27 protein-coding genes and 1 other RNA gene are annotated in these 25,209 nt (G+C 54.5%); 5 read left to right on the top strand and 23 right to left on the bottom strand.

Annotated elements, in window-relative coordinates; translation table 11 throughout:
• Positions 1-272: 272 nt before the first annotated feature.
• From ELB75_RS04080 to pseG, 13 genes are all read right to left on the bottom strand, one after another.
• A complete protein-coding gene (locus ELB75_RS04080; protein WP_126982825.1) occupies positions 273-1,076 on the bottom strand; it encodes an autotransporter domain-containing protein in 804 nt (267 codons plus the stop codon).
• A gap of 300 nt (positions 1,077-1,376) precedes the next feature.
• Complete coding sequence (gene galE, locus ELB75_RS04075; protein ID WP_126982824.1) at positions 1,377-2,417, bottom strand: UDP-glucose 4-epimerase GalE; 1,041 nt, start codon at positions 2,415-2,417, stop codon at positions 1,377-1,379.
• 35 nt (positions 2,418-2,452) lie between these two features.
• On the bottom strand, positions 2,453-3,754 hold the full coding sequence (locus ELB75_RS04070; RefSeq protein WP_206501489.1) for a DUF4910 domain-containing protein: 1,302 nt from the start codon (positions 3,752-3,754) through the stop codon (positions 2,453-2,455).
• Positions 3,751-4,548 (bottom strand): AAC(3) family N-acetyltransferase, encoded by a 798-nt coding sequence (locus tag ELB75_RS04065; RefSeq protein WP_126982823.1) that lies wholly within the window; start codon positions 4,546-4,548, stop codon positions 3,751-3,753. Before ELB75_RS04065 ends, ELB75_RS04070 begins: the two co-directional genes overlap by 4 nt.
• 39 nt (positions 4,549-4,587) lie before the next feature.
• Positions 4,588-5,826 carry a sugar transferase gene (locus tag ELB75_RS04060; protein WP_126982822.1) on the bottom strand — a complete coding sequence of 413 codons (1,239 nt, stop codon included), beginning with the start codon at positions 5,824-5,826 and terminating at the stop codon, positions 4,588-4,590.
• A gap of 10 nt (positions 5,827-5,836) precedes the next feature.
• Entirely contained in the window at positions 5,837-6,640 is an 804-nt protein-coding gene (locus ELB75_RS04055) for an FkbM family methyltransferase (protein ID WP_164726796.1), read from the bottom strand.
• A gap of 2 nt (positions 6,641-6,642) precedes the next feature.
• Entirely contained in the window at positions 6,643-7,506 is an 864-nt protein-coding gene (locus tag ELB75_RS04050; protein ID WP_126982820.1) for a glycosyltransferase family 2 protein, read from the bottom strand.
• Positions 7,503-8,327: a beta-1,6-N-acetylglucosaminyltransferase gene (locus tag ELB75_RS04045; protein WP_126982819.1), complete on the bottom strand. Its 825-nt coding sequence runs from the start codon at positions 8,325-8,327 to the stop codon at positions 7,503-7,505. Before ELB75_RS04045 ends, ELB75_RS04050 begins: the two co-directional genes overlap by 4 nt.
• Positions 8,328-8,351: 24 nt before the next feature.
• Complete coding sequence (locus tag ELB75_RS04040; RefSeq protein WP_241236124.1) at positions 8,352-9,287, bottom strand: glycosyltransferase family 52; 936 nt, start codon at positions 9,285-9,287, stop codon at positions 8,352-8,354.
• 181 nt (positions 9,288-9,468) lie between these two features.
• Complete coding sequence (locus tag ELB75_RS04035; protein WP_126982817.1) at positions 9,469-10,668, bottom strand: oligosaccharide flippase family protein; 1,200 nt, start codon at positions 10,666-10,668, stop codon at positions 9,469-9,471.
• 55 nt (positions 10,669-10,723) lie between these two features.
• Complete coding sequence (pseI, locus tag ELB75_RS04030; protein WP_126982816.1) at positions 10,724-11,776, bottom strand: pseudaminic acid synthase; 1,053 nt, start codon at positions 11,774-11,776, stop codon at positions 10,724-10,726.
• A gap of 61 nt (positions 11,777-11,837) precedes the next feature.
• A complete protein-coding gene (locus ELB75_RS04025) occupies positions 11,838-12,497 on the bottom strand; it encodes a UDP-glucuronic acid dehydrogenase (RefSeq protein ID WP_126982815.1) in 660 nt (219 codons plus the stop codon).
• A gap of 11 nt (positions 12,498-12,508) precedes the next feature.
• Positions 12,509-13,699: a UDP-2,4-diacetamido-2,4,6-trideoxy-beta-L-altropyranose hydrolase gene (gene pseG / locus ELB75_RS04020; RefSeq protein WP_241236103.1), complete on the bottom strand. Its 1,191-nt coding sequence runs from the start codon at positions 13,697-13,699 to the stop codon at positions 12,509-12,511.
• 71 nt (positions 13,700-13,770) lie between these two features.
• Between pseG and ELB75_RS04015 the strand changes: the two genes are divergently transcribed.
• Positions 13,771-14,043, top strand: coding sequence for a GNAT family N-acetyltransferase (locus ELB75_RS04015; RefSeq protein WP_126982814.1), 273 nt, complete (start codon positions 13,771-13,773; stop codon positions 14,041-14,043).
• Positions 14,044-14,111: 68 nt separating this feature from the next.
• Here ELB75_RS04015 and ELB75_RS04010 read toward each other — a convergent pair whose 3' ends face one another.
• From ELB75_RS04010 to ELB75_RS03995, 4 genes are all read right to left on the bottom strand, one after another.
• On the bottom strand, positions 14,112-14,879 hold the full coding sequence (locus ELB75_RS04010) for a pseudaminic acid cytidylyltransferase (RefSeq protein ID WP_126982813.1): 768 nt from the start codon (positions 14,877-14,879) through the stop codon (positions 14,112-14,114).
• A gap of 236 nt (positions 14,880-15,115) precedes the next feature.
• Entirely contained in the window at positions 15,116-15,841 is a 726-nt protein-coding gene (locus ELB75_RS04005; protein WP_126982812.1) for a nitroreductase family protein, read from the bottom strand.
• A 92-nt stretch (positions 15,842-15,933) separates the two neighbouring features.
• Positions 15,934-16,659 carry a leucine-rich repeat domain-containing protein gene (locus ELB75_RS04000; RefSeq protein WP_126982811.1) on the bottom strand — a complete coding sequence of 242 codons (726 nt, stop codon included), beginning with the start codon at positions 16,657-16,659 and terminating at the stop codon, positions 15,934-15,936.
• Positions 16,660-16,735: 76 nt separating this feature from the next.
• Complete coding sequence (locus ELB75_RS03995; RefSeq protein WP_126982810.1) at positions 16,736-17,161, bottom strand: YqaA family protein; 426 nt, start codon at positions 17,159-17,161, stop codon at positions 16,736-16,738.
• 146 nt (positions 17,162-17,307) lie between these two features.
• Between ELB75_RS03995 and ELB75_RS03990 the strand changes: the two genes are divergently transcribed.
• The gene (locus ELB75_RS03990; protein ID WP_126982809.1) at positions 17,308-17,532 is read left to right on the top strand and encodes a DUF1653 domain-containing protein; all 225 of its coding nucleotides are present in this window, start codon (positions 17,308-17,310) and stop codon (positions 17,530-17,532) included.
• 329 nt (positions 17,533-17,861) lie between these two features.
• Here the strand turns inward: ELB75_RS03990 and dxs are convergent, their stop codons facing one another.
• A complete protein-coding gene (gene dxs, locus ELB75_RS03985; protein WP_126982808.1) occupies positions 17,862-19,742 on the bottom strand; it encodes a 1-deoxy-D-xylulose-5-phosphate synthase in 1,881 nt (626 codons plus the stop codon).
• A 131-nt stretch (positions 19,743-19,873) separates the two neighbouring features.
• Between dxs and rsgA the strand changes: the two genes are divergently transcribed.
• The gene (gene rsgA, locus ELB75_RS03980; protein ID WP_126984193.1) at positions 19,874-20,749 is read left to right on the top strand and encodes a ribosome small subunit-dependent GTPase A; all 876 of its coding nucleotides are present in this window, start codon (positions 19,874-19,876) and stop codon (positions 20,747-20,749) included.
• Positions 20,750-21,197: 448 nt separating this feature from the next.
• On the opposite strand, the gene ffs is transcribed toward rsgA, so the two are convergent.
• Positions 21,198-21,295: signal recognition particle sRNA small type (ffs, locus tag ELB75_RS03975), an RNA gene on the bottom strand.
• Between the two features lie 35 nt (positions 21,296-21,330).
• Between ffs and ELB75_RS13010 the strand changes: the two genes are divergently transcribed.
• The gene (locus ELB75_RS13010; protein WP_277600829.1) at positions 21,331-21,462 is read left to right on the top strand and encodes a hypothetical protein; all 132 of its coding nucleotides are present in this window, start codon (positions 21,331-21,333) and stop codon (positions 21,460-21,462) included.
• Between the two features lie 62 nt (positions 21,463-21,524).
• On the opposite strand, the gene ELB75_RS03970 is transcribed toward ELB75_RS13010, so the two are convergent.
• The 3 genes from ELB75_RS03970 to metX all read right to left on the bottom strand — a co-directional run bounded on the left by ELB75_RS03970 (position 21,525) and on the right by metX (position 23,715).
• Positions 21,525-21,803, bottom strand: coding sequence for a hypothetical protein (locus tag ELB75_RS03970; RefSeq protein ID WP_126982807.1), 279 nt, complete (start codon positions 21,801-21,803; stop codon positions 21,525-21,527).
• Between the two features lie 195 nt (positions 21,804-21,998).
• Entirely contained in the window at positions 21,999-22,580 is a 582-nt protein-coding gene (metW, locus tag ELB75_RS03965) for a methionine biosynthesis protein MetW (RefSeq protein WP_126982806.1), read from the bottom strand.
• Positions 22,567-23,715, bottom strand: a complete 1,149-nt coding sequence (metX, locus tag ELB75_RS03960) for a homoserine O-succinyltransferase MetX (RefSeq protein WP_126982805.1) — start codon at positions 23,713-23,715, stop codon at positions 22,567-22,569. Before metX ends, metW begins: the two co-directional genes overlap by 14 nt.
• A gap of 25 nt (positions 23,716-23,740) precedes the next feature.
• Here metX and ELB75_RS13005 point away from each other — a divergent pair, with 25 nt between their 5' ends.
• Positions 23,741-23,869 carry a hypothetical protein gene (locus tag ELB75_RS13005; protein ID WP_277600828.1) on the top strand — a complete coding sequence of 43 codons (129 nt, stop codon included), beginning with the start codon at positions 23,741-23,743 and terminating at the stop codon, positions 23,867-23,869.
• Between the two features lie 112 nt (positions 23,870-23,981).
• Here ELB75_RS13005 and fba read toward each other — a convergent pair whose 3' ends face one another.
• The gene (fba, locus tag ELB75_RS03955; protein ID WP_126982804.1) at positions 23,982-25,049 is read right to left on the bottom strand and encodes a class II fructose-bisphosphate aldolase; all 1,068 of its coding nucleotides are present in this window, start codon (positions 25,047-25,049) and stop codon (positions 23,982-23,984) included.
• Between the last annotated feature and the right edge of the window lie 160 nt (positions 25,050-25,209).

The raw sequence follows: 25,209 nt of genomic DNA, 5'->3' as shown, positions 1-25,209 counted from the left end.
TTGCCCAGCCTGCAAAAACCGATATTCCACAGATCGCTATTGCTGCGTTTGCGTATAGCCGCTAGTCTGGCTGCAGCCCAAACTGAAATATATCGGATTATAGTGAATTAAATTTAAACCAGTACAGCGTTGCCTCGCCTTGCCGTACTATCTGTACTGTCTGCGGCTCGCCGCCTTGTCCTGATTTTTGTTAATTCACTATATTCTTTATTTTCCAAAAAAGGCTACCTGAAACTTCAGGTAGCCTTTTGCCTTGTAACCCAATACAACCATTAGAACCGAACGCCGCCCCGGACACCGAAGCTGTGGCGGTTGGTTTTCGGCACGTCAACATTTGCACCTTCGTGGGTAAAGCTGGTGCTTTTATCATGCGTATAGCGGTAGTAGGAGCCGAAGCTGAGGCTGGTATCGGCGCCCACCTGCTTGTTCACATCCATGCCCAGGCCGAGGTTGTAGCTGTTTTGCCTGTATTTGCCGTCGCTGGCATACTCGATCTGAGTATATTGTTCTTTCACGCGGCGGTACAGGCTGACTTGGGCATCCGTCCACGGGGTGATGCTCCAGCCGCTGCCCAACGGCTGTTCGTATTCCACCTGGGCTTTCATATACAGGTTGTCGGCGCGGGCATCCACGGCATCGCCGTCCGGATCGGTTTGGTGGCCGTGTACATTGCTTTTGCCGTGGCTGTAGCCCAGGCCGCCGCCCACGCGCAGGCCGCCGTTTTTGAAGCCTGAGGGGGAGAACATATAGCCGCCATACACATCCACGTTATGGTTTCTGGCGCCGTTAATGATTTTTTCGCCGTCGGCTTTCACGTCGGAATCGAGATATTGGTAGCCCACCTCGCCACGGATGGCGTGCTGCTGTGCCGGCGGAATATCGGCACGGCCACGCAGGGCAACGCCGTCGCCGGAAGATTTGAGTTGGTCGGTTTTGCCGCTTTCGTGCACATAGTCGGTGGTTATGGTGTAGCGGGCGTCATTGATGGGGTGCAACGGCACGCCCTCTTCTGCGGGGGCGGCCAAGGAGGCGGAAGACAAGGCCAATACGGCCAAGGCAATCAGGGTTTTCTGCATGATTCTCTCCGTTTTAAATGGAAAGATGCCGTGGCGGCAGTTTGCTGCGCCACCGGCGGAATACTGCGGACGAAATCGATTTAATGCTTTGAGAAACCGATATTTCTGTAAGCATGATAAATCCTGTGCCCTTGGGCTTCAACTTTGAATAGACAAAAAGTCCGCCCTGCCCATTGCGCCTGCCAACGGCCGATATAGCAATTTAGCACCTTAAAACTTAACAAAATTAAAGCACTATCCTTATCGGGCTGCCTGTGTTGGATAAAGGCTACCTGAAAGTTTCAGGCAGCCTTTCCGCCATTAATCTCCATACCCGTTCGGGTTGCCGCTTTGCCAGCGCCAAGAGTCGCGCATCATGTCGGCCAGGCTGCGCTCGGCATGCCAGCCCAGCTCGGCGGCGGCGCGGGCGGGGTCGGCGTAGCATTCGGCAATGTCGCCCGTGCGGCGGGGTTTGACGGCATAGGGGATTTTTTTGCCCGAGGCCGTTTCGAAGGCACGGATGATTTCCAGCACGGACGAGCCTTTGCCAGTGCCGAGGTTGTAGATGTGCACGCCTGCTTCGCGGCTTTTTTTATTGAGGGCGGCCACGTGGCCGAGCGCCAGATCGACAACGTGGATGTAGTCGCGCACGCCGGTGCCGTCGGGGGTGGGGTAGTCGCTGCCGAATACGGAAAGCTCGGCCAGTTTGCCTGCGGCCACTTGGCAAACGTAGGGCAACAAATTATTCGGAATGCCGTTGGGCTGCTCACCGATACGGCCGCCGGGGTGCGCGCCAATGGGGTTGAAATAGCGCAGCAAAATCACGCTCCATTCGGGGTCGGCCGTGTGGAGGTCGGCCATCATGCGCTCCATCATCTGTTTCGATGCGCCATAGGGATTGGTGGCTTCGCCGAGAGGGGCGGTTTCGGTAATCGGCACGGTGTCCGGGTCGCCGTACACAGTGGCAGAGGAGCTGAACACGATGCTTTTCACGCCCGCGCGCTGCATTTCTTCCAGCAGGATGAGGCTGCCTGAAACGTTGTTGCTGTAATACTCAAGCGGTTTTTTCACGCTCTCGCCCACGGCTTTGAGGGCGGCGAAGTGGATGACGGATTGGATGGGGTGTTCGGCAAAAATGCGGCGCAATAATTCGCGGTCGCGGATGTCGCCCTGATAAAAGGCGGGGGTGTGGCCGGTGATTTCGGCGATGCGGCCGATAACTTGGGGCGAGGCGTTGCAGAGGTTGTCGATAATCACGGGGCTGTACCCGGCTTGGATGAGCTCGACCACGGTGTGCGAGCCGATAAAACCGACGCCGCCGGTAACGAGGATGGTGGGGGAGGGGCTTATTAAATCAATCATCTGATCTCTTTTAGGAAAGGTGCATAAGCAGAAAATTAATCTATATTTCTAATTTCTAGTAAATTATTTTGATTAAGTTTATTAATTACTTCATCGACTATTGCAAATGGCAAATCTAATTTCTCTGCGATCTCCAAAGTAGATATATTGCCATCACAATAAGAAATAATATTCATCATATTTCGTACATCACCAGAAGCAGATCCCTTTTGACTTATAGTTGGATATAAGCCGCGTTTCCCTAATTGCGGCTCTCCAAGAATAATCATTTTAGGATAGCAATTTTTTTCCAAAATATTAAAGGCTGTTTGTAAAGCAGTGAATCCACCTTCTAATCCGCCGGGGCTAATCAAAGAGAGGTTATCCAGAGATGTATGGTATTCCGGATATTCTCCATATTTGCTACGCATAATGGTGGCAATAGGTAAATCTATACCAGGTGCGCAATATTGCCTTTCATCACTCCCCCTATCCAACCAACTATATTTTTTATAATTTTTATCAATATGTTGTAATACATGTTTTCCAATCCTGTCAGAAATAGTATTTCCATTTCTTGATGGTAAGAATGAGTAGCATCTATCATCTCCCACACATGTTACATTAAATCCAGCAATAACTTTTTTCTTTAATGTATCTAAATTCATACTTAGATATACTATAGAACCGATAGTCTCTGGGATAAATACAATTCTATAAGAATATCTTAAATTACCCTTACTCTGTAACCATCTAGCTAGAGCAGTAACAACAACTGGTCCAGATAGCTCATTGTTTGCCATTGATGGATGACATATATAAGTAGAAATAAGAACTTCCTTATCACTATGGCCTGGGATAATTAATTCTGCATAATTAAGTTTCCCCCTTCTTAGATCGGAGCGAATTACTACATGATACATTCCTTGTTTTAGATTGTCCTTCTGATTTTGTGAAATACAAAATCCCCATCGCCTTTTATAATATGATGTGACATATGGAATAGCATCTGGTTGATCTGGCTGTGTATATAAATGCTCTTTCAACTCATCAAGGGTTATAACTTTATCTATTGGTTCAGAGTACCCTAAAACATGTAGATTATTTTTCTTAAAATCTACAATTTTTTCCCCTGTAGCTACTTCTATAATATAAGCTTCATCAATAAACCATTCATCTGGAACTACCCAGTCTAATACTGGTGTTCCGCTAGATATAGAATGAATATCTAAGTTCGGTATTAATCCTTTTAAGTAATATAATGTCTCCCTTACACCGGGACCTGTAATGCTTCTGGTAATTGGCCATAATTCTTCAGCCCATTTATACATTATTTTACCAATTTTATCTTTAATCATTTTAATTCCAGATTGATTTTATATAGGGTGTCTTGTGCTTTACCTGAACGAATGACATGAGCTACGGCATTAAAAACCTTTTCTGCATCAGCCACTCTTAATCCATTCCCCTCTAGCGGTTTATTACCTGTATATAACCCCTGATCCCAAAGTATCTCTCCCATTGGATTAACATACGTTAACACACCTTGTTCTATGTTTCTAACATAGATGGCAAACTCTCTAATTTCTTCTTTCCTGCTAACCCCTTTGTATCGGCCAGTAAACTTTTTTAGGAATCTATAACTTACCTGAAGTGACTCCTCTACATAATGATAAAAAGTCATGCTATGTTGGTCTGGCAAGTCCAATACGGCAATTTTCCCTCTATTCCTATGTAAAATAGCGAAAGGGGAATCTTTCCCATATCCACTATAATTTTCTACTCCATTGAATATATTAGCATTTCTACCAATAACTGCAAAAGAATATACAGGATGGCCGGTTCGAATGGCTCCTTCAAGCTTTCTTGCTGCTTCTGTAATCGCTCCCATATGGCTTGGCGTTACATCAATATCAAAAGGTACTCCGTTATTGAATTCAAAATTAAAAGTTGGAAAAAGCACGGTGCCTGTCTTGCCGACAGCCTGTACAAAGCTTTCCACAATATCTTTAGGGTCGATATCAACACCTGACTTCTTTAGGGCTCTTAATATTCTTGATGCCCGACTGTGGACCAACACCATATCACCGGTTTTTATCCCAGATTTCCTCCACTCTTTAGCCAATTGCAAGATTGCCTCTGCTTTTTTCATAATAGCCTATTCCTTTCATAAAAATCAGAATAAAGATTTTTATCTAGCCCCAAAACCAGTTAATATCGTTTTCAGCGTTTTAAACAGGATCAACACATCTAGTGCAAATGATAAATGCTTGATGTAGTAGAAATCGTGCTCGATTTTCACTTGGGTTTCGTCTGTGTTGCCCGCGTAGCCCTGCATCACCTGCGCCCAGCCGGAAAGGCCGGGGCGCACGATGTGGCGGTAGCCGTAGAACGGGATGCTTTGCTCAAACTGCCGCACAAAGGCTTTCTGCTCGGGGCGCGGGCCGATGAGCGCCATGTCGCCTTTAATAATGTTCCAAAACTGCGGCAGCTCGTCCAGCCGGGTTTTGCGGATGAAGCGGCCGATGCGGGTAATTCGCGCGTCGCCTTCCTGCGCCAGCTGCGCGCCGTGTTTTTCCGAATCGCACACCATGCTGCGGAATTTATAAATTTTAAACTCGCGCCCGCCTCGGCCCACGCGGTTTTGCACAAACAGCACCGGACCCGGGCTTTCCAGCCCGACGGCCAGCGCGGTGGCCAGCATCAGCGGCAGGGTGAGCGGCAGGCTGGCCACCACCATCAAGGCTTCCAGCGCCTGCTTAATCGCCATATAGGCCGGGCTGGGCAGCAGCGAGCCCAAATCGTTTTCATACATATGCCGGATTTTCACGCGGCCGGTGAGCGACTCCTCCACCTGGCGGATGTTGTAAACCGCAATGCCGCGCAAGGTACAATCGGCCAGGAAACGCTGCCAATCCGCCCCCAAATCGGGCGCATGCAGATTGGTTACCACCGTATTTACGCGGCCGGTTTCAGGTAGCCTCGGCTCGGCAAGCTCGTGCCAGCGGATGTTGGATAGTTGCGGCAAATCGCGCATGCCTTCCACATCAATATAGTACAGATGGCGGATGTGCCGCTTTTCCAACCAGGTTTCGGCAAACAGATACAGCACCGTGAGCGCAAACCCAGCGGCCAGGTAATACACCGAATACGGCAGGCGCAACATGGCGGCAAACACCAGCGGCAGCCCCAGCCCGATCGCCGACACCGGAATCACCGACAGCTTGGAACGCTCGCCGGGAAAACGCGTCAGGTTGCGGCTCAAAGCGTAGGAGAGCAGCAGGCCGGCCAAGAGCAGGCTGTAGCTGGAAAGATTGGTGGCTGTGGGATGAGTCCACTCGCGCGGCGGCCAAAACCACCACGCCGGCGCAATCAGAATCACCAAGGCCGCGGTGACAAAGCGCAGAATACGGGCTGAGTTTCTTATCATAACTATGGTTTCATCCAATATGCTTACGTCGAGCAATTATCATTCCGCCACCGGTATGTGTATTTTCCAGTATTACATCAAAATCATCTACCAATCGATCTGTTAGTGCTGAAACATTTCGATGTTTTGATGAGAAATGGTATTCTGTAAACAGAATATCCACATGACGACAGATAAATTCTGCATCGGCTCTAAACACATCAAATTCACTACCCTCTATATCCATTTTTAACAAACGGATATGCTCAATATTCTTCTGCCTGCAGAAAGCAGAAAGTGTAATGGTTTCCACCTCCATTGTTTCTTTCCCCGTAGTGGCATCATTCAAACGCATAGCATCGAATTGTCCGGAAATATCAAACTGTGCAGTACCGCTGCTGCCTGATATCGCCTGTCGATGTATACAATAATGGCGTAAGCCATTAAGTTTGAAATTTTCTTCTGTTAGTGCCGCATTATCAGGAAAAGGTTCGAAAGCATGTAATACGAAGTCAGTATGCCGGTTCAGATGATTGAGATAGATACCGAAAGTCCCAATATTTGCGCCTATATCCAATACTACAGAATGCGCAGGCAGTTTACATAATTCTTGCGGGTACTCAATACCGGATAATACGACTACCGCCTCATTGATATCTGTACTTCTACTTCGGCAAATAACTTGTAGTCCATTACGGAAGCGGTACAGCAATTTTTTCCTGCTACCTAAAAACTTATCGACAACTAATAGAGGCCAGTTTTTTACTTCGCGTATTACTGTTTGCAGTTTGTCCAAATTAGTTTTCGGTTTGCTTGGTCGTATTCCAATGTTCATCTTCATTTCCTAAGTAAAAAAGTGTACACCCACTGCCGCGCCCCGTTCGGCAGCAGCCGCACCGGCAATCGCAGCAGCACGTTTTTTGCCCACTGCGCCGCGCTCAAAAAGCCCGCGCGGTAGAAACGCCGCTGCATGGCCAGCTCGTTTTTCGCATACGCCCAGCCGCCGCGCCGCCGGTACATTTCATCGCCCGCGCGCGCATACACCAGCACTTCGGGCAGGTTGGCAAAACGGCAGCCGTTCAGCAGCATGCGCACCCACAAATCATAATCCTCATACAGTGGCGCGTGCTGATAATTGCCCGCTGCCAGCACTGCCGATTTGCGGTAGCACACCGTCATGTGGTTGATGGGATTGCGGCTTTTGGCAAAGCGGGCAATTTCCTCGTGTTCGCAGGGCACGCGGCGGCTGTGCGCGGCATCAGCCGGTGTGTGTTCAAACTCGTCAATCTGGCTGCCGCACACGTCAAGCTCTGAGTGCGCTGCCACAAAAGCCAGCTGCCGCGCGAAACGCTCGGGGTGGCAGATATCGTCGGTGTCCATGCGGCACACCCATTCGTGCTCACAGGCCTGCAAACCGGCATTCAGTGCCCGCCCCAGCCCCACGTTTTGCGGCAGCCGCACAATCTTCAGCGGCAGGCTGGCTGAAAAGCCTGCCACAACAGATTCCAGGCTTTCAGGTAGCCCGCCGTCATACACCAGCACGATTTCGTTCGGCGGCAGGGTTTGTGCGGCCAAACTGGCCAAACATTGGCGCAGATATTCCGGCTGCTCGCGCGCATACAGCGACATCAACACGGAAAACGGCGGCGTACTTTCCACCAAAAGGCTACCTGAAAGCCGGTTTTGCGCTTGCGCGGTCATGCCGCTTCCCCTTCTATCTCGTCTAAAAAACGCAGCGCGGTATCGTCGTCCACTTTGCGTGCCAGCCAATTCGGGCTGCTTTGCAGGGATTGCAGCTCGGCCCAAGCCAGCGTATCGGGGTGGTTGCTGCCCGGAGCGAAACGGATGTGGCGGCGGTTGCTGGGCCACAGCGTGATGCCTGCCGTTTCAGGTAGCCTTTTTGCCAGATATTGGAAGAAATGCTCGTCCGGGCAAAGCTTCTTGCGGAAGAAGGCGCAGGCTTGTTCATCTGCCGCGTTCAGCAGGGTTGCCAAGGCCGCACGGTCGGCAGAAAACCATTGGCTGCCGGCATAGGCCGTTTGCGCGGCGGGCAGGATTTTATCGGCTGCCTGAAATGCTTTGGTGAGCAGCTTGCCGGGCAGGCGGCGCTGCCAAGCGGTATCGGCGTGCGGCGTGTTGAAACGCACGCGATAGCGCAGGCGCGGCTCGGCATGGCATTCCAGCAACAGGCTGCCGCGTGGCAGTGCGGCAAATTCGCGCTCGATTTGCGCAGGGTTGTTCAGCAACACGCAGTTGCCGCTCACGAGGTGCACAAAGCGGATGCCCGCATCGGCCAGCGCGGCACGCATCAGGTGCAGCGTGGCTTCCACCATGCTGAAACCCGCCCAGCGGATGTTGACACGCTGCGGAATCAGGCTCACATTCGGCGGCAGGGGCGGCAACGCGCCGATATCCGCCTTGGCATCGTAGTGCAGCAGCAGGCGGATTTCGGGGTGGCGCTCGGCCAGCCGCAGCCAATACAGCGGCACTCGGTGGCACAAAATTAAAAAGGCGCTGCTCATAACGCTAAACAGTTATCGTGAAACTCACTCAATATCGATAATCGGGATGCCCAACTGCGCCATCACTTCATAAATCCGCGCCACGCCGGGCGTGTGAAAAGCGGCTTCTGCGGGGCGCACGGCATACACGGCAGTGCGCGGGAAAGCGTGCACATTCAGCGCGGCGGTGCTGACGAGGTGATACACCTCGAAGCGGGTATCAGGCTCGCGGCGCAGGCTTTCCAGCAAATAGTCTTCAAAAATCAGCGGGCTGGCAATGTATTCGGCGCCCGATACGCGGTAGGTTTCGCGCGGATGCGGGAAATATTCGCCAATCTCAAAACGGCGCAGCAGGCTTTCGGCCAGCGCGGCGTTGTCGGCCGCGTTGGGCAGCAATGGCTGACCGAGCAGGATGCGGCGGGTGCGGACGGGCGCTGGATTTGCGGCAGCCACGGCGGCCGTATTTTTTTCAGGTAGCCTTTCGTTTAAGCCACACTCATCCACTGCCCCATTTTCGCTTCTCAGCACCTCTCTGCCTTCGCTTTGGCGAAGCCCACCCTGCCCGCTTTCAGGTAGCCCTTGTTCGGCGGCAGCCCATAAATCCAGCGGCACGGCGGGCGCGACAATATTGGGCTGGCCGGGATAGAGCGTGTGGTGCCGTTGCGAGAGGCGGCGCAGGTCTTCGGTTGTATAGCATATTCTACGCAGTTTGTTTAGAATCAATCGTTGCCAACCAATCTTATGATGATAAAGCTCGCTCGAAGGAACTAAATTCCCACTCCCATCATCAAAAGTCTCTAGCTTATCGAAGTGAATCCTACTTAGTAAATACTGAACCTCATGGCTATTGATATTTGCAGCAAATATGGTTCTATAAGTCATTCTGACTCTCTTTAATAGCTTCGGTGTTGAAAAGAGTCGGATCCACTTCTTCCTAGGTAAAAGGACAATCTCAGATTGATGGCACAACCTCGCTACCATTTTGAAGTAATAATTGATCTTTTCACTATTCTCCCCATTGAAATAGAACATTAATAAGTCAAACGAGTTACCATCAACACTATATTTTTGAATTAAAGACCGGGCAATCAATGCTTGTAACGGAGTCGTACAAATAATAAGATTGACAGCATCATTTGATGCGGTATCTGCTCGTACACGATCAGCCATAAGGTTTCACCTGCCGGAACAATATCGGGAAAATCAGCGCATTGCCGGCAATCATAGCCAGCGGCACCCATTGGATGCCCAAGCGCGCGGTGAGCAGCAACACCAGCAAATAACCGCCTGCCGAGAGCAGTGAAGTGAGCGCGATGCGCTGGTTTTGCGCGTGGTAAAACAAATAATTCACCTGCAAATAATAGGGCACGGTTAAACCGAAGCCCAGCAAAAACAGGCAGATATAGTAATGCACCCCCACATACTGCGCTCCGAGCAGCCACAAAAACAGCCGCTCCGGCATCAGCCAGGCCACCAATGCAGGCAAAGGTGCGGCCAAGAGCGAGAGCAGCGCCCAGCGGCGCACCGTGGCCGCCGTGATTTTGCCGCTGCGCAAGGCCTGGTAGTAATACGGCACGGTGGCTTTGTTCAGCGCCATCAGCAGCACGCCCAGCACGCTGGCGGTTTGGTAGCCCGCCGAATACACGCCCAGCGTGGCGGCGGAATAGCCCTGATAAATCACCACGCGGTCGAACTGCCCTTTCACATAATTGCCCGCATGGTGAATAACCAACGGCAGGCCGAACGCGAAAATATAGCGCAAAGCCTGCCGTACCCGCCACCGGTTGAAGCCCAGCCGCTGCCCGGCGCTGCGCCGATAGAGCAGATAGGCCGCCAGCGACACCAGCGCATTGCCGGCAAACAGCGCCAAGAAACGCCGCTCCACCGGATAATCCGCGCTCTTTTCCAGCAGCCACATCGTGAGCACGGTGGTGAACAGGCTGCTGCCGAACTGGATGGCCGTATAGGCCAAGGCCTGTTTGCGGCATTGGCGCAGGCTCAGTTGCGTGGCCAGCATCGTTTGCGCCGCCGCCGCACACACCACCGAGGCCAACGCCAGCGAATGCAGCTGCCATGCCGCCAACAGGCCGATAAACGCGGCAAAAGCGGTATACAGCGCGCCGGCATACACCACGCTGTGCAAGTTGCGCTGGCCGTATACATAGTAATACCGCGTAACCGCGCCATCCTGGCTCATGCCGAAGCCGATAAGCAGCAGCGAAAATGCCGCCTGATAATACGACAGCTCGCCAAACCCCGCCGTGCCCAGCTTGCGCGTGAGATAGGGCAGCAGCAGGAAAGGCATGGCCTTGGCCAGCATTTCGCCGACTAGGTAGATGAGGCTGTCTTTTAGAATTTTCATATCGGGACTTTTCAGGTAGCCTCTAACACCGCCGGAAGGCTACCTGAAACTTTTTCTACTCTTCCACGCAATCCCAACCGGTGGCCGTATTGGCCGCCACATCGCGGCGCAGGCGTTTGCCGATGAGCGCATCGTAATGCTTGGGCGCCAGCCCGTAGCCGGGGCGCACGCTGCGGATGCAGTCGGCGCCGATGGTATCGCCCGCTTTCATATCCTTCACAAAATACAGCGAACGGCGGAACTGGATATTGCCCTGCTCGCTCGATTTCAAACCGTAATCGGCCTGTCCCAGCGCCTGCCAGGCGGTATGGCTGCTGCGGCACAGTTCGGCCAAATCCTGCGGTTCTAAAGAAAAACTGTCGTCCGGGCCGCCGCCGTTTCTGTCTAGCGTGAAATGTTTTTCAATCACGCACGCACCGAGCGCCACGGCGGCGATGGCGGTGGTGTTGTCCAGCGTGTGGTCGGACAAACCCACCGGCACGCCGAAACGCTGTGCCATATCGGGCAGCGTGCGCAGGTTGTAATCCGCCGCCGGTGCGGGGTAGCCGCTCACGCAGTGCAGCAGCACCAATTCCTTGCAGCCGCCTTCGCGCGCGGCGGCCACGGCTTCGGCGATTTCTTCGGCATCGGCCATTCCGGTGGACACAATCATCGGCTTGCCGGTTTGCGCCACATAACGGATCAGCGGCAAATCCACCGCTTCAAACGAGGCGATTTTGTAAGCCGGGGCATCGAGGCTTTCCAGCAAATCCACCGCCGTGAAGTCAAACGGCGAGCTGAAAATGGTGATGCCCTGCTCGCGGGCAAAATCAAACAGCGGCTTGTGCCATTCCCAAGGCAGATGCGCTTTTTGATACAGCTCGTGCAGCGTTTGCCCGTCCCACAGGCCGCCTTTGATTTGGAACTCGGGCGCGTTGCTGCGCAGCGTGATGGTGTCGGCGGTGTAGGTTTGGATTTTGACGGCATCGGCACCGGCGGCCTTGGCCTGTTCTATGATGTTGAAGGCGGTTTGCAGGCTGCCGTTATGGTTGGCCGACATCTCGGCAATGATATAGGGCGGGTACTCTTGCCCGATGAAACAGTTATTGATGTTGACGGCTTGGGTCATGGCGTTCTCTGATTTGTTAATGAAAACGTAAATTGGGAATGCGCACAGCTGCACAATGCCTCTAACAGGATAGTTCAGTATTATCTTCTGCTTTACTGAGGGTTAAGGTAAATTTTTGCCCATCTAGATAGAAGAAGGCTGGATAACGGTGCGGATCGGCTACCCTGATTTGATTAAACAGGGATTCCAAGCTTTGACTTATATCTAACTGGCTGTCTTTGGGTGTGCGCTTTTGATAATAGGTGGGGGTGATAGAAGCATCTTGCGGTTGCGGTATGATATTGTCACAGTTATCAATGGCGTAATTCATTAGTTCTATTTCGGTTTGGAACAAAATACGATTGATTTCGTCAAATAATGCGATTCTCGGTATGCGGCAAATCTGTTTGTGCCATATTCTGCCTGAATCTACTTTATCGGCAGCTTCTAGTAGGCTGACACAAATATCTGTGCTGCCTGCCAATAACTGCCAAACATGTGGACTCCAACCGCGCCCAAGCGGCAAATCGCTGGCATGAGTAACCAAAACATATTGGTAAAGCGATAGGGTTTCCTGTTTTGCTATGGTATTGCAGGAAATTAAAAACAAGATATCCCCACCAGGCAGTTGGTCTATCCGGTTGTAAATGTGTACATCGTGGTCGCTTCTATCTGCCTGCCATCGGATCAGGTAAGGGAGAATGGGGTGGTTTGGGGAGTCGCACAAAACGGAAATGTTCATTATTTGCTCTCTTAAGATAAATGGGAAACAACGCGAGCGGCGCCCTTGCCGTCACATAATGCTGCTGCCTTTGCAAACATTGCGGCAAGATTCTCCGACCGACTGAAGTAACTTATGACTGGCACAAACTTCGATACAGCAATTTCGGCTGTTTTCAGCGATAGAGCCGCACCTGCGGCTTGTAGCGCAACAGCGATGCCGCGCTGGTTTTCCGCCAACACCAGCATCATGGTGGGCAAGCCCAGGCAACAACGCTCCCACGAAGTGCTGCCCGCCGCGCCGATGGCCAAATCGGCTTCGGCCATCAGTTCGGCCATATTGTTTGCTCCCACCAGCACGCGGCAGGGATACGGCGCGCTATCGGCAAAAGCCTGCACGGCGGCGGTGTGCGGCGCGGTTTTGCCCATCACCACAGTAACGCGGCAATCGGCAGGCAGGCTACCTGAAAGCGCCTGCAGCACCGCCAAAGTATGGTTGTCCTTATCCACGCCGCCCAAGTTCACCAAAATATGCTTCAGGCAGCCTGTTTCGGCTTGTGCGGCACGGCGTTGCAGGCTCGCCGCGCGCCAGGCTGCAAATTCTTCGCGCAATAGGGCGTAGCGCGTGCCGGTGAGCAGGCGGCAGGCGGGCGGCACCAGGCCGGCGTAATCGGCGGGGGTGTGGCCGAGGTTTTGATCCAGCAGCAAATCGGCGGCGTGGGGGCGGTCGGCCAAGTCGTCGATCGCCATCAGGCGGCTGCCCGCGGCAGCCTTGGCGGCCAGCTCCCACTCGGCGGATAAGGCGTAGTGGTCGCAGATGATCCAATCCGGCGCAAAAGCGCGGATAGGCGGCACGCAGTCGACGGCATCCTGCGCCTGCGATACCGGCAGCCAATGGGCATGGGCTGGCTGAAAGTGCGTTGCTGTCTTCGCTTCGTTTTGGCAAAGCTCACTGCGTTCATTTTTGCTACGCAGAAGCTCGCAGCGTCCGCTTTCAGGTAGCCTTACGGCCTGCGGCGGCACGGGCAGCAGCACCAAACCGAAGCCTGCGCGTTCGATGGTTTCGCCCAAATGGCCGGGCAGCGCACGGCAAATAAAACGCACCGTATGGCCGCGCCGCGAAAGCTCATGCGCCAGCGTGAGGCAGCGCATGATGTGGCCGCTGCCGATTTGAAGGGATGCGTCTGCACGGATTAAAATCTTCATCGTTTGGTCTTTAATCAAGGGCTTCCTGAAAGCAAACGCAGCCTTCTGCGTAGCAAAAACACAGGCTACCTGAAAACAGGAAAACCATTATGCGCACCATCACCCACAACCCAGCCGCGCAACGCTTCGAATACACCGAACACGGCGCAAGCTATTATGTGTCCTACCGCGCCGAAGGCGGCATCTGGCAGCTGTTGCACACCGAAGCACCGGCCAGCCCCTACGGGCGCGGCATCGCTGCCGACATCGTCCGCACCGCGCTGGAAGAAGCGCGGCGGCAGGGCGTGAAAATCCGCAGCGACTGCCCGTTCGTGATCGGCTATCTTGCCTTTCATCCGGAATTTGCCGATTTGGAAGCCTAAAGGCTACCTGAAAGCGAATGTCGTGCGCTTCTGCGCGGCAAAAGGCGCAGCAGGGTTTGCTAATCCGGCTAACCACCCATCTCCTGCAACACGCGCCACATCATTTCCGCCCGCGCCCAATCTTCCGGCGTATCAATATCCTGCACACGATAGCGCGGCAACTTCACGGCGGCGGCTCGACTGTTGAAAATCGGTTTTTCTGCCAGCCAAGCCTCGGCACTGCCCCAATAAAACTGCCCCGCATCGTGCCAAGCGTGCTCCAAATCCTGCGAGCGCACGGCAAAATTTTCCGGCTGAAACATCGACACGCCGCCCTGCCCGTCCAGCCGCAGGGCACGCTGGATAGGAAAGGGGAAATCGGTTACCGAAAAGGCATAATCGCCACCGCTTCGGCGCAGCGTATCCAGCCCGCGTTGCAGGTCGGCAGGGCGCACGAATGGGGCGGTGGCATACAGGCAGCAGACTTCGGGCAAAACTGGCTTGGGGCTAGCTGAACAATCCGGCTGCCCACTTTCGCCGTGCAACAACCCGCCGTGCTCACTTTCAGACAACCGCTCCGCCAGCAGCGTGGCAACAGCATGGCGCATCACGGCACCGGTGGTGGCGAAATCATCCGCCAGCTCGGGTGGGCGCACAAACGGGGTTTCCGCGCCATATTGCCGCGCCACGGCGGCGATTTCTTCATCATCGGTCGACACCGCCACACGCGTAAAGCAGCCGCTCTCCAATGCTGCCTCGATGGAATAGGCAATCATCGGTTTGCCGTTGAACGGCTTGATGTTTTTGCGCGGAATGCGTTTGCTGCCGCCGCGCGCGGGAATGATGCAGAGGGTCATAAGATAGGAGTTTCAGCCAACCTTTGGCCGAGCTTGGCGAATACGGTTTATTAAGGCGGGGATTATAGCTGATTTGGGTAGTGAGCCGCAGCGGTTTGCAATGTGCGCAGGCAGGGATTGCGGTGGCTGCAACAAGGGTTACGGCGGAGCCCTAGCATGGCAAATATAAAATCCGCCCGTTTATCAAAAAGGCTACCTGAAACTTTTCAGGTGGCCTCAAATTTGTGTGCAGCGCTTCAAATATGCCGATACACCTCGTCAAACGGCAGGCGGTAGCGTTCGCTCCAAATGCCGTGGCCTTCTTTTTGTATGCCGCAGGCCACAATCATATTGATTTCCGCGCCGCGCGGCAGTTTCAGAATGCGTTTCACGCGACAACTGTCCAGCCCTTCCATCGGGCAGGTGTCGTAGCCGGCTTCGGCCATGGCGAGCATAAAGGTTTGTGCCGCCAAGCCGCAGCTTTTGTGCACCACCACGCGCATATCGGCTTCAGATACATCACGCATCATCGGGCGGAATAGGCCGATGCCCCATGAGAGCGTTTTGCGGAACGCACCGAGCAGACCGAAGCAGCGGGCATAAACAAAGGGCATGAGTTTGTTGCGGTAGCCTTCTTCCGCCTGAATGCGTTTGGCCTGTTTTTCGGGCGGGCTGTTGCGTTGGATGTTGCCGCGTTCGAAATCGAGCACGGTTTGGGCGCGGCTGCGGTGCAGGTCTTGGCGGGTAACGAACACCACCATCTGCGGCGCGGTGGCGGCGGCTTTTTGCCCGAGGCAGGCTTCGGCAAGCTGCTTCAACACGGCGGCATCGGTGATGTGGTAGAACTCGTAAAGCTGCATATTGGAGCTGCTGGGGGCAAGCTGGGCAAGGCGCAGGCATTGGCGCACGATATCGGCATCGATAGGCGTATCGCCGTAGTGGCGCACGGAACGGCGGCGTTCGAGGGCTTGTTGCAGGGTCATGATGATTCCTTTCGGGAGGGATTTCAGGCAGCTTTGGGAGGCTACCTGAAATGGTGGCCTTCGCTCTAATACCACATAATAGGCCATACGGGCTAGGCGGTGGCAACCAGTTCGGCAAATTCGGCTTCGATTCGGGCAACACGTTTGGCATCGCAGCTTAGGCATAGAAATCTGCCGCGCCGACCGATGGCCAACTGCAAGGCGCCACCGCAGCGGCTGCATTCGCCCCCGAGTTGCTCAAACGCGCGGATGGGTGTTTCCAACTGTGGGTTCAGGTGTTTGGCCAAATAGGCAAACTGCTGTTTTTCAAAATTATTGGAAATACGCAGCCGGCGCAGATGGCGGCATTGCGCCAGGATGCGGATGTCGTCGTCGGCCAGCTTGGTATTAGTGAGCGAGAAATCGGTTAAAGCGGGCAACTCGGCAACAGGGGCGATGCTGTCTAGCTGCAAGGGCGGGGTGCCGTAGCCTTGGTTGCCGGAGAGGTGCAGCGTAGTGAGCTCGTTTAGGCTGCCGATGCCGTCCAGCCGGCGCAGTTTGGCAAAGTGAAAGAGAACGAGCGTCTGCAATCCTTCGATGCGGAAAACGGGCGATAAGTCGGTGATTTTGCCGCCCCATTCCAGCGAGAGGTGGCGCAAGGCGCGCAGCGGAGTGAAATCGGGCAGCTCTGGCGCGGTGATGTGGTAGAGGTGCAGGCTTTGAACCTGCGTGGCGCGCAGCACGGTCGGCCAGTTTTTGGCGGCGATATTGCGGATGTCGAGCTCGGCGGCGGTGAGGAGTTCGGTTTCGTCGATGTCTTTTTGGTTGAGCAGCAGCATGGTTTCTCAGTGTCAAAGCGGTGGGCGGCAGGGATTGGATGCGGAATGGGAGGTGTTCGCGTTTTTCAGGTAGCCTTCAGGCCGCCTGCAACAGCCAGCCCATCCCCTGCCAAATCAAAGCATAGCGGACAAACTTGCCCACTGCCAGCGCTGCGGCGCACTCCCACGCGTTCAAACGCAGCCAGCCGGCAGCCAGGGGCAAGGCATCGCCGGCCACGGGCTGCCTTGCCAAAAGCAGCAGCCATGCGCCGTACCGCTGCAGCAGGCTCACGGCACGGGGAGACAGTTTGCTTTGGCCACGTTCCGGCAGTTGGCGGCCAAGCCAATAGGAAGTGAGGCTGCCCAAGGTGTTGCCGCTGCCTGCCGCCAGCCAAGCGGCAAACGCAGCTTCGGGGCATTGCCATAAGAAGGCGGCAAACGCGGCCTCAGACGTGCCAGGCAGCAGCGTGGCGGAAGTGAAGGCGGAAAACCACAGTGCGGCGAGTAGGGAGAAATCAGTCATGAGGAATGGTGTTTCAGGCTACCTGAAAAATGAAAACGAGTTTTTGAAAGGAAGCCGAGTTGCGGCACAACTAAAACAGGAGTACCCAAACAAGCAGCCAACAGGTTTAAGCTATAATCAGAGCCTCATTTTACAAGGAAAACGCCATGCCCCACACCCTGCCCCGCGGCCTTTACCGCCACTACAAAGGCAATCTCTACGAACTGCTGCACACGGCACGGCACAGCGAAACGGAAGAGCCGCTGGCTGTGTACCGCGCGCTTTATGGCGACTACGGCGTGTGGGTGCGCCCGCTGGCGATGTTTGCGGAGGAGGTGGAAACGGCAAACGGGCGCATGGCGCGGTTTGCGCTGGTGAAGGCGTTTGATTAGAGGCAGCTGGCAGCCCAGCCCGCAGGCAAACTCAAGAAAAGGCTACCTGAAACCGGTATTCCGGTTGTTCAGGTAAGCCAATGCGGCAGCGGAAGTGAAGTTAATTTGCTATAAATATAATGGATTAACAAAAATCAGGACAAGGCGGCGAGCCGCAGACAGTACACACGTTACGGCAAGGCGAGACAACGCTGTACTGGTTTTTGTTAATTCACTATAAATGAAGCACCAATACATTGTAACCACTTATGCCCAAACACAATTAAAGGCTACCTGAAAGTTTTTCAGGTAGCCTTTTCACCAATCCTCTCGAGTCACGATAATTGCACTCAGCCCGCTGATTGTACAAATGTCCCAATCCGTGCCGCCAGTTTCTCGGCGCTCAATCCCAAGTCATCCAGCAGGATGGCCGGATCGCCATGGCCGGTAACGATGTCTTCAATGCCCAACAGCAACACGGGTAAGCGGCAACCCTGCTTGGCCAGTACTTCCAACACCGCGCTGCCGACGCCGCCTTGCACGGCGTTTTCTTCGATGCACACCAGCCGCTGGTGGGTGGCGGCCAAATCGGCAATCAATTCTTCGTCCAGCGGTTTCACAAAGCGCATATCGGCCACGGTTAAATCCAGCCGTTCGGCTGCCTGCAACGCAGGCTGCACCATGCTGCCGAAAGCCAATACGGCGGTTTCATTGCCCCGCCGCCGCACCACGCCTTTGCCTACCGGCACGGTATCCAAGCCGCTGCCGATTGCCGTGCTGCCGCTGGCGCCGCGCGGGTAGCGTACGGCAGTGGGGCAATCCAACGCGTAGCAGGTGGAAAGCAGCAGGCGGCATTCTTCGCCGCTGCTGGGCGCAGCCAGCACCATATTCGGGATGCAGCGCAGGAAGCTCAAATCGTAGGCACCGGCATGAGTAGGGCCGTCGGCACCAACGATACCGGCGCGGTCGATGGCGAACAATACCGGCAGGTTTTGCAATGCCACATCGTGCACCAGCTGGTCGTAAGCGCGTTGCAGGAAAGTGGAGTAAATCGCCACCACGGGCTTGATGCCGCCACAGGCTAGGCCGGCCGCGAAGGTAACGGCGTGCTGCTCGGCAATACCGACATCGAAATAGCGTTCGGGAAAGCGTTGCTCAAACTCCACCAATCCGCTGCCTTCACGCATGGCGGGGGTAATGGCGACTAATTTGCCATCTGCGGCGGCTTGGTCGCATACCCATTGGCCGAAAATCTGGGTGTAGCTCAAAGGGGCAGCGCCGCCGCTCACCGGGCCTTGGTCGGGATTAAATTTGCCCACGGCGTGAAAACCGACCGGGTCGTTTTCAGCCAGTTTGTAACCCTGCCCTTTTTGCGTGAGCACATGCAAAAGCTGCGGACCTTTGCGCTGTTTCATCTCTTTGAGCACAGCCACCAGTTGCCGCACGTCGTGGCCGTCCACCGGGCCGGTGTAGGTGAAGCTGAAGTTGTCGAACAGGGAATCGGGGCGGATGCGCGAGCCGTCGAGCACGCTTTTCAGCCGCTGCTCCACTTTCTGCGCGATGTGCAGCGCGCCGGGCAGTTTGTCGAGCACTTTTTCAGATTTATGTTTGATGCTGCGCAGGGTGTCGCGCCAGTCTTTGCCCTGGCTGCCGGCAAGGTATTTGGGGAAAGCGCCCACGTTGGGGGAAATCGACATTTCGTTGTCGTTGAGGATAACCAGCAAATCGGTGTCCATATCGCCGGCATTGTTCAGCGCTTCAAAAGCTTGGCCGGCAGTCATCGCGCCGTCGCCGATCACGGCCACGCTGCGGTTGGGGCTACCTGAAAGTTTATCGGCCACCGCCATGCCTAATGCCGCACCGATGGAGGTGGAAGAATGACCAACGCCGAAATCGTCGTATTCCGATTCGCTGCGCTTGGGGAAACCGGCCAGGCCGCCATATTGGCGCATGGTGTGCATGCGGTTGCGGCGGCCGGTGAGCACTTTGTGCGGATAGCTTTGGTGGCCTACGTCCCAAATTAAGTGGTCGTTAGGCGTGTCGTACACATAATGCAATGCCACAGCCAGCTCCACCGCGCCCAGATTGCTGGCGAAATGGCCGCCGGTCTGGCTGATGCTCTCCAGCAGGAAGGTGCGCAGTTCGGCGGCCAGCTGCGGCAGCTGGTCTTCACGCAAACGGCGCAAATCCTGCGGATATTCGATGGTATCGAGAAGCGGCGTGGTAGTCATGGTGTGGCGGTTCCCTATTGATTGGGATAAATAAAGACGGATTATATAGCCATTCCGCCCGGCACGGCAGGCAAATTGGCATCAGCACGCCAATCCTTGCTATGATGGCACTTTCCCATCCGGCCACCGACATGACCGACACTGCCCAAATCATCACCAGCTACGGCCGCCGCTTTATCGTGCGCACTGCCGATGGCCATACCTTCGAAGCCACCACCCGAAAAAAACGGGTGGACTTCGCCTGTGGCGACCAAGTACACATTACGCCGCTGAATGCCGAGCAGGCGGTGATTGAAGATTTCCTACCGCGCCGCAGCCTGCTCTACCGCCAAGACGCCTGGAAAACCAAGCTGATTGCCGCCAATGTGAGCCAACTGCTGATTGTGCTGGCCGCCGTGCCCACGCCGAGCGAGCCGCTGCTGCAACGCGCCCTGCTGGCGGTGGAAGCGGCCGGTATCGGCGCGGTGATTGTGTTAAACAAAACCGATTTGCCGGAAACGGAACAATGGCGCGGCAAACTGGCATTTTACGAAAACCTGGGCTACCCCGTGCTGCCCGTGAGCGCGGTGCGCAACGCCGATGCCCTGCTGCCGGTGTTGAATGGGCACACCAGCATCCTGTTGGGCCAAAGCGGCATGGGCAAATCCACCCTGATTAACGCCCTGCTCGGCCAAAGCATCGCCCGCACCAACGAAATCTCCAGCGCCCTCGACTCCGGCAAACACACCACCACCCACGCCCAGCTCTACGACCTAAACAAAACCTCCTGCATCATCGATTCCCCCGGTTTGCAGGAATTCGGCCTGTACCATCTTCAGGTAGCCTCCCTGCCCCACTACTTCCCCGATATGCGCGGCTTCATCGGCCAATGCCGATTCCACAACTGCAGCCACCGCCAAGAGCCCGGCTGCGCCATCAAAGCCGCCGCCGAAGCCGGCCATATCCGTGCCGACCGCCTGCAGCTTCTGCAACAGCTGACCGATGAACTATCCACGAAGAAATGGTAGCCCTCTAAGGCCGTTTACCGACATTGCCGTATTTACACAGCCCTGCATATCTTTACCCGCCCAAACCTTGCACAAGCAGAATAGATAATTTACCTTTTTTCAAAGCAATCTATCAGATAGCAAATGATTTATCTGCCCGTACTAAAAAATAACAACTTTGAAGAGAGTAAATTATGACCAAAAAACCACCAACTACGTTGTAACCATTGCTAATGCCATCAACAGCAACCAAAACCGCTAGGTTTTGTTGCAACTGCCGCACGAAGAAATACGCTATCTGAACCAGGCCGAATTTAAAAAATTCGTGGCCGACAAATGCCAAGTAAGCGCATTTAAAATTCACTCTATCAAGCGTTTTTACAAATAAACTCTTACTCAAAAGGCTTCAGCTATTCGGCCATATATAGCAAAACCGCTCCGGCTTAATACCGGAGCGGTTTTTATATGAGGTGGCGAGCCGGAGCCCCGGCACTGCCGAATTCAGGGTGGGCTGCTTGCTTCCGCACCTGACCCCTTGTCCCAAACCTGCATGCGGGGAGACCCGCCATAAGAAGCGCAGATTATACGGAGCAGAATACGTTTTGCCAAGACGGCACTATTTTCAGGTAGCCTCAACTGGCATAGCTGACGAGGACAAACTCAGCTGCCACAGTGTTTCAGGTAGCCTGTGCTATCACGAAGATAAAACCCACCTGCTTACCCAACACTCCTAAAAAGGCTACCTGAAAGCCTAATCCAGCTTTCAGGTAGCCTTTTATATAAACCAACAGCCCAATTACTGGCGGAAACCTTCCAACACCTTAACACGGAATATCGGAAACTCATCCAGCTCGTCCAACACGAACAGCTGGGCATCATGTTCCTTCTCAAACCCTTTTTCAAATTTTTCCAACAGCGTGACGCGGGCATTGCTAACATCATATTTTTTAGTGATTTTCAAGCGTGCTGCCCATTGGCGGCGTGCCGAATCTTCGATAATCATCATCAGGCAGTGCAGCTCAAAATCGCCCTTATCGTCGTTGCCGGAAAACTTGTCTGAAAAATTGCGCAACATACTGCTCTTTCCCTTTTAACATTAAAAAATATATAAAAAACTTAACCTGATTATACGTTTTGCCTGCAGGCAGTGCCATTGTTTGCCTGTGTGATATTTTTGATTTAAATCAAATAAAGGACGAATTGGATATAATTTAAATAATTTTTCGAGAAAGACAGACAAAAAACTGAATTATCAGGCCAAATCTATTATTCAACCCACGCGATAAAATGCCAGGCTGCCCAGCAGGTTCGGCAGGCAGGATACGCGCCGGCCGCCGGCCATCACCGCGCGTTCCAGCACGCGGATGCGGTTTTTCGCACACAGGCGGTCGAAATCGCTGAGGGTGCACCAATGAATATTCGGCGTGTCGTACCAATCGTAGGGCATGCGCTCGCTCACCGGCATATGCCCGCCGAAGGCTACCTGAAAACGGTTGCGCCAATAGCCGAAATTGGGGAAGGTAACAATCGCTTCCTTGGCCACGCGGGTGAGGTCGCGCAGGATGGTTTCCACGTTTTGCATGGCTTGGATGGTTTGGCTGAGCACAATCACATCGAAGCTGCCGTCGCCGAACGCCTGCAAGCCCTGCTCCAAATCGGCCTGAATCACGTTAACGCCGCGGGCGATGGCGGCAATTACGCTGCCGGTGTCGATTTCCACGCCGTAGCCCTTGCAATTTTTGTATTTCACCAGGGCATGCAGCAATTCGCCGTCGCCGCAGCCCAAATCCAGCACGCGGCTGCCGGCGGGAATCCAGTCGTAAATCAGTTGCAGGTCATCACGCAGATTCATGCGCCAACTCCTTGTGGATATTATCGATATAGGCTTTCACGGCTTTCAAATACGGCTCGTCTTCCATCAGGAAAGCATCGTGGCCGTGGGAAGATTCGATTTCGATGTATTGCACATCTTTTTCCGCGCTAATCAGGGCTTTCACCAATTCGTGCGAACGTTCCGGCGCAAAACGCCAGTCGCTGCTGAAGCTGGCCACGAAGAATTTGGCCTGCACGCCCAAGAGCGCGGTGTGCAGGTTGTGGCCGAAATCGGCGGCGGGGTCGAAATAATCCAGCGCCTTGGTCATGAGCAGGTAGGTGTTGGCATCGAAGCGGTCGGCAAATTTGTCGCCCTGGTAGCGCAGATAGCTTTCCACTTCGAATTCAATGCCGTAGCCGTATTGATAATTGCCGTTGCGCATTTGGCGGCCGAACTTTTTGCCCAACCCGTCTTCAGCCAGATAAGTGATGTGCCCCATCATGCGGGCAATTTTCAGGCCGCGCCGGGGCAGGGTTTGGCGGCTGGCGTAGTGGCCTTCGTGGAAGTCGGGATCGGTGAGGATGGCTTGGCGGGCCACGTCGTTAAACGCGATGTTTTGGGTGGACAATTTGGGTGCGGACGCAATCACCAACGCGTGGCGAACGCGCTCGGGGAAGTCGATTGCCCATTGTAAGGCCTGCATACCGCCGAGGCTGCCGCCCATCACGGCTGCCCATTGCTTGATGCCGAAATGGTCGGCCAGCAGGGCTTGCGAGCGCACCCAATCTTTTACGGTTACCATCGGGAAATCCGAGCCGTATGGCTTGCCGGTGGCCGGATTGGTGCTCAAGGGGCCGCTGCTGCCGGCGCAGCCGCCCAGGTTGTTGAGCCCGACCACGAAAAAGCGGTTGGTATCCACCGGCTTATTGGGGCCGACCATGTTGTCCCACCAGCCGGGGTGCTTGTCGTCCGGATGGTGGCGGCCAGCCACATGGTGCGTGCCGGACAAGGCGTGGCAAATCAGGATGGCGTTGGATTTATCGGCGTTGAGTGTGCCGTAGGTTTCGGTAATCAAATCAAAACGGGGCAGCGTGTCGCCGTTTTGTAGGGAGAAGGGCTGTTCGAAGGCAATGGTTTGCGGGGTAACGATGCCCACGGAAGCGGGTGGGTTCATAGATAGAAATTGATGTGATTAATTTATGCGGATTATAGCGGATGAGGCGGGGAAATTCATGGTGGGCAACGGAGAAGGCTACCTGAAACCGCATTGGGGCTGCCTTTCGGCTTTTTCAGGTAGCCTCTTGCCCCAAACCAAACAGGCTACCTGAAGCTATTTCAGGTAGCCTGTTGCATCATTCAAATCAAGCTATAGCAGATTACATTTAAACCGATACCGCGTTGGCTCGCCGCCTGGTCTCGATTTAAATTGCATCCGCTATATTACTTCGCCACCACTTGGTTCAGCTCGCCTTTAGCATAACGGGTGGCCATTTTTTCCAACGAAATCGGTTTGATTTTATCGGCCATGCCTTCGCAGCCGAAGGCCTGATAACGAGCCAGGCAGATGCCTTTCATGGCTTCGATGGTTTTGGCCAGGTATTTGCGCGGATCGAATTCGGCAGGGTTTTCGGCTAAGAATTTGCGGATTGCCCCTGTGCTGGCCAGGCGCAGGTCGGTGTCGATATTGACTTTGCGCACGCCGTGTTTGATGCCTTCCACGATTTCTTCCACCGGCACGCCGTAGGTTTCGCCGATGCCGCCGCCGTACTCGTTAATCACTTTCAGCCATTCCTGCGGCACCGAGCTGGAGCCGTGCATCACGATATGCGTATTCGGCAGGGCGGCGTGGATTTCTTTGATACGGTCGATGCGCAGCACGTCGCCTGTGGGTGGACGGGTGAATTTGTATGCGCCGTGGCTGGTGCCCACGGCAATCGCCAATGCGTCCACACCGGTATCGTTCACGAAGCGCACGGCGTCTTCCACGCTGGTGAGCATTTGGTCGTGGCTCAATTTGCCCGCCGCGCCCACGCCGTCTTCTTCGCCCGCTTCGCCGGTTTCCAAATTGCCCAACACGCCGATTTCGCCTTCCACCGACACGCCGCAGGCATGGGAGAAGTTCACCACGGTGCGGGTAACGTCTACGTTGTATTCGTAGGAAGACGGGGTTTTGCCGTCGGCCAGGAGCGAGCCGTCCATCATCACGGAGGAGAAACCCAGCTGGATGGAGCGCTGGCACACGTCGGGCGAAGCGCCGTGGTCTTGGTGCATCACCACGGGAATGTGCGGGAACTCTTCCACCGCCGCCAAAATCAGGTGGCGCAAGAAGGGGGCGCCGGCATATTTGCGCGCGCCGGCGGAAGCCTGCACGATAACGGGCGCGTTCACTTGGTCGGCCGCTTCCATGATGGCGCGCATCTGCTCCAAGTTGTTCACATTAAAAGCGGGCAGGCCGTAGCCGTGTTCGGCGGCGTGGTCTAAAAGCTGGCGCATGGATACCAGAGCCATAGCAATCTCCTGAATGATAATTGGTTGTGAAAATCAGCGAAATTATAGCAGCAAACCGCCCCGATGGCGGGAGTGTGAGTTCCACCAATTCAAATTGGGCATGGCAGCAGGCCGTAGCGGCAAGCATGGCCAAGCGGGCAAAGCAGTAGAATACTCATTT

Source organism: Eikenella corrodens (genome assembly GCF_003990355.1).
GTDB lineage: Bacteria > Pseudomonadota > Gammaproteobacteria > Burkholderiales > Neisseriaceae > Eikenella > Eikenella corrodens_B.
The sequence above is the reverse complement of the archived record's forward strand: the minus strand, read 5'-3'. Positions and strand labels throughout refer to the sequence as shown.

Coding starts and splice junctions, on each gene's coding strand:
- ELB75_RS04045 (WP_126982819.1), bottom strand. CDS start 8,327: ATGAGCAGCGCCTTTTTAATTTTGTGCCACCGAGTGCCGCTGTATTGG.
- ELB75_RS03990 (WP_126982809.1), top strand. CDS start 17,308: ATGCCCCACACCCTGCCCCGCGGCCTTTACCGCCACTACAAAGGCAAT.
- ELB75_RS03995 (WP_126982810.1), bottom strand. CDS start 17,161: ATGACTGATTTCTCCCTACTCGCCGCACTGTGGTTTTCCGCCTTCACT.
- metW (WP_126982806.1), bottom strand. CDS start 22,580: ATGAATCTGCGTGATGACCTGCAACTGATTTACGACTGGATTCCCGCC.
- ELB75_RS04060 (WP_126982822.1), bottom strand. CDS start 5,826: ATGATAAGAAACTCAGCCCGTATTCTGCGCTTTGTCACCGCGGCCTTG.
- ELB75_RS04055 (WP_164726796.1), bottom strand. CDS start 6,640: ATGAACATTGGAATACGACCAAGCAAACCGAAAACTAATTTGGACAAA.
- ELB75_RS04080 (WP_126982825.1), bottom strand. CDS start 1,076: ATGCAGAAAACCCTGATTGCCTTGGCCGTATTGGCCTTGTCTTCCGCC.
- ELB75_RS04005 (WP_126982812.1), bottom strand. CDS start 15,841: ATGACCCTGCAACAAGCCCTCGAACGCCGCCGTTCCGTGCGCCACTAC.
- ELB75_RS13005 (WP_277600828.1), top strand. CDS start 23,741: ATGCGGATTATAGCGGATGAGGCGGGGAAATTCATGGTGGGCAACGGA.
- ELB75_RS04025 (WP_126982815.1), bottom strand. CDS start 12,497: ATGAACATTTCCGTTTTGTGCGACTCCCCAAACCACCCCATTCTCCCT.
- ELB75_RS04000 (WP_126982811.1), bottom strand. CDS start 16,659: ATGCTGCTGCTCAACCAAAAAGACATCGACGAAACCGAACTCCTCACC.
- metX (WP_126982805.1), bottom strand. CDS start 23,715: ATGAACCCACCCGCTTCCGTGGGCATCGTTACCCCGCAAACCATTGCC.
- ELB75_RS04010 (WP_126982813.1), bottom strand. CDS start 14,879: ATGACCCTCTGCATCATTCCCGCGCGCGGCGGCAGCAAACGCATTCCG.
- ELB75_RS03970 (WP_126982807.1), bottom strand. CDS start 21,803: ATGTTGCGCAATTTTTCAGACAAGTTTTCCGGCAACGACGATAAGGGC.
- ELB75_RS04015 (WP_126982814.1), top strand. CDS start 13,771: ATGCGCACCATCACCCACAACCCAGCCGCGCAACGCTTCGAATACACC.
- rsgA (WP_126984193.1), top strand. CDS start 19,874: ATGACCGACACTGCCCAAATCATCACCAGCTACGGCCGCCGCTTTATC.
- ELB75_RS04065 (WP_126982823.1), bottom strand. CDS start 4,548: ATGAAAAAAGCAGAGGCAATCTTGCAATTGGCTAAAGAGTGGAGGAAA.
- ELB75_RS04070 (WP_206501489.1), bottom strand. CDS start 3,754: ATGATTAAAGATAAAATTGGTAAAATAATGTATAAATGGGCTGAAGAA.
- galE (WP_126982824.1), bottom strand. CDS start 2,417: ATGATTGATTTAATAAGCCCCTCCCCCACCATCCTCGTTACCGGCGGC.
- ELB75_RS04035 (WP_126982817.1), bottom strand. CDS start 10,668: ATGAAAATTCTAAAAGACAGCCTCATCTACCTAGTCGGCGAAATGCTG.
- fba (WP_126982804.1), bottom strand. CDS start 25,049: ATGGCTCTGGTATCCATGCGCCAGCTTTTAGACCACGCCGCCGAACAC.
- pseI (WP_126982816.1), bottom strand. CDS start 11,776: ATGACCCAAGCCGTCAACATCAATAACTGTTTCATCGGGCAAGAGTAC.
- ELB75_RS04050 (WP_126982820.1), bottom strand. CDS start 7,506: ATGACCGCGCAAGCGCAAAACCGGCTTTCAGGTAGCCTTTTGGTGGAA.
- dxs (WP_126982808.1), bottom strand. CDS start 19,742: ATGACTACCACGCCGCTTCTCGATACCATCGAATATCCGCAGGATTTG.
- ELB75_RS04040 (WP_241236124.1), bottom strand. CDS start 9,287: ATGGTAGCGAGGTTGTGCCATCAATCTGAGATTGTCCTTTTACCTAGG.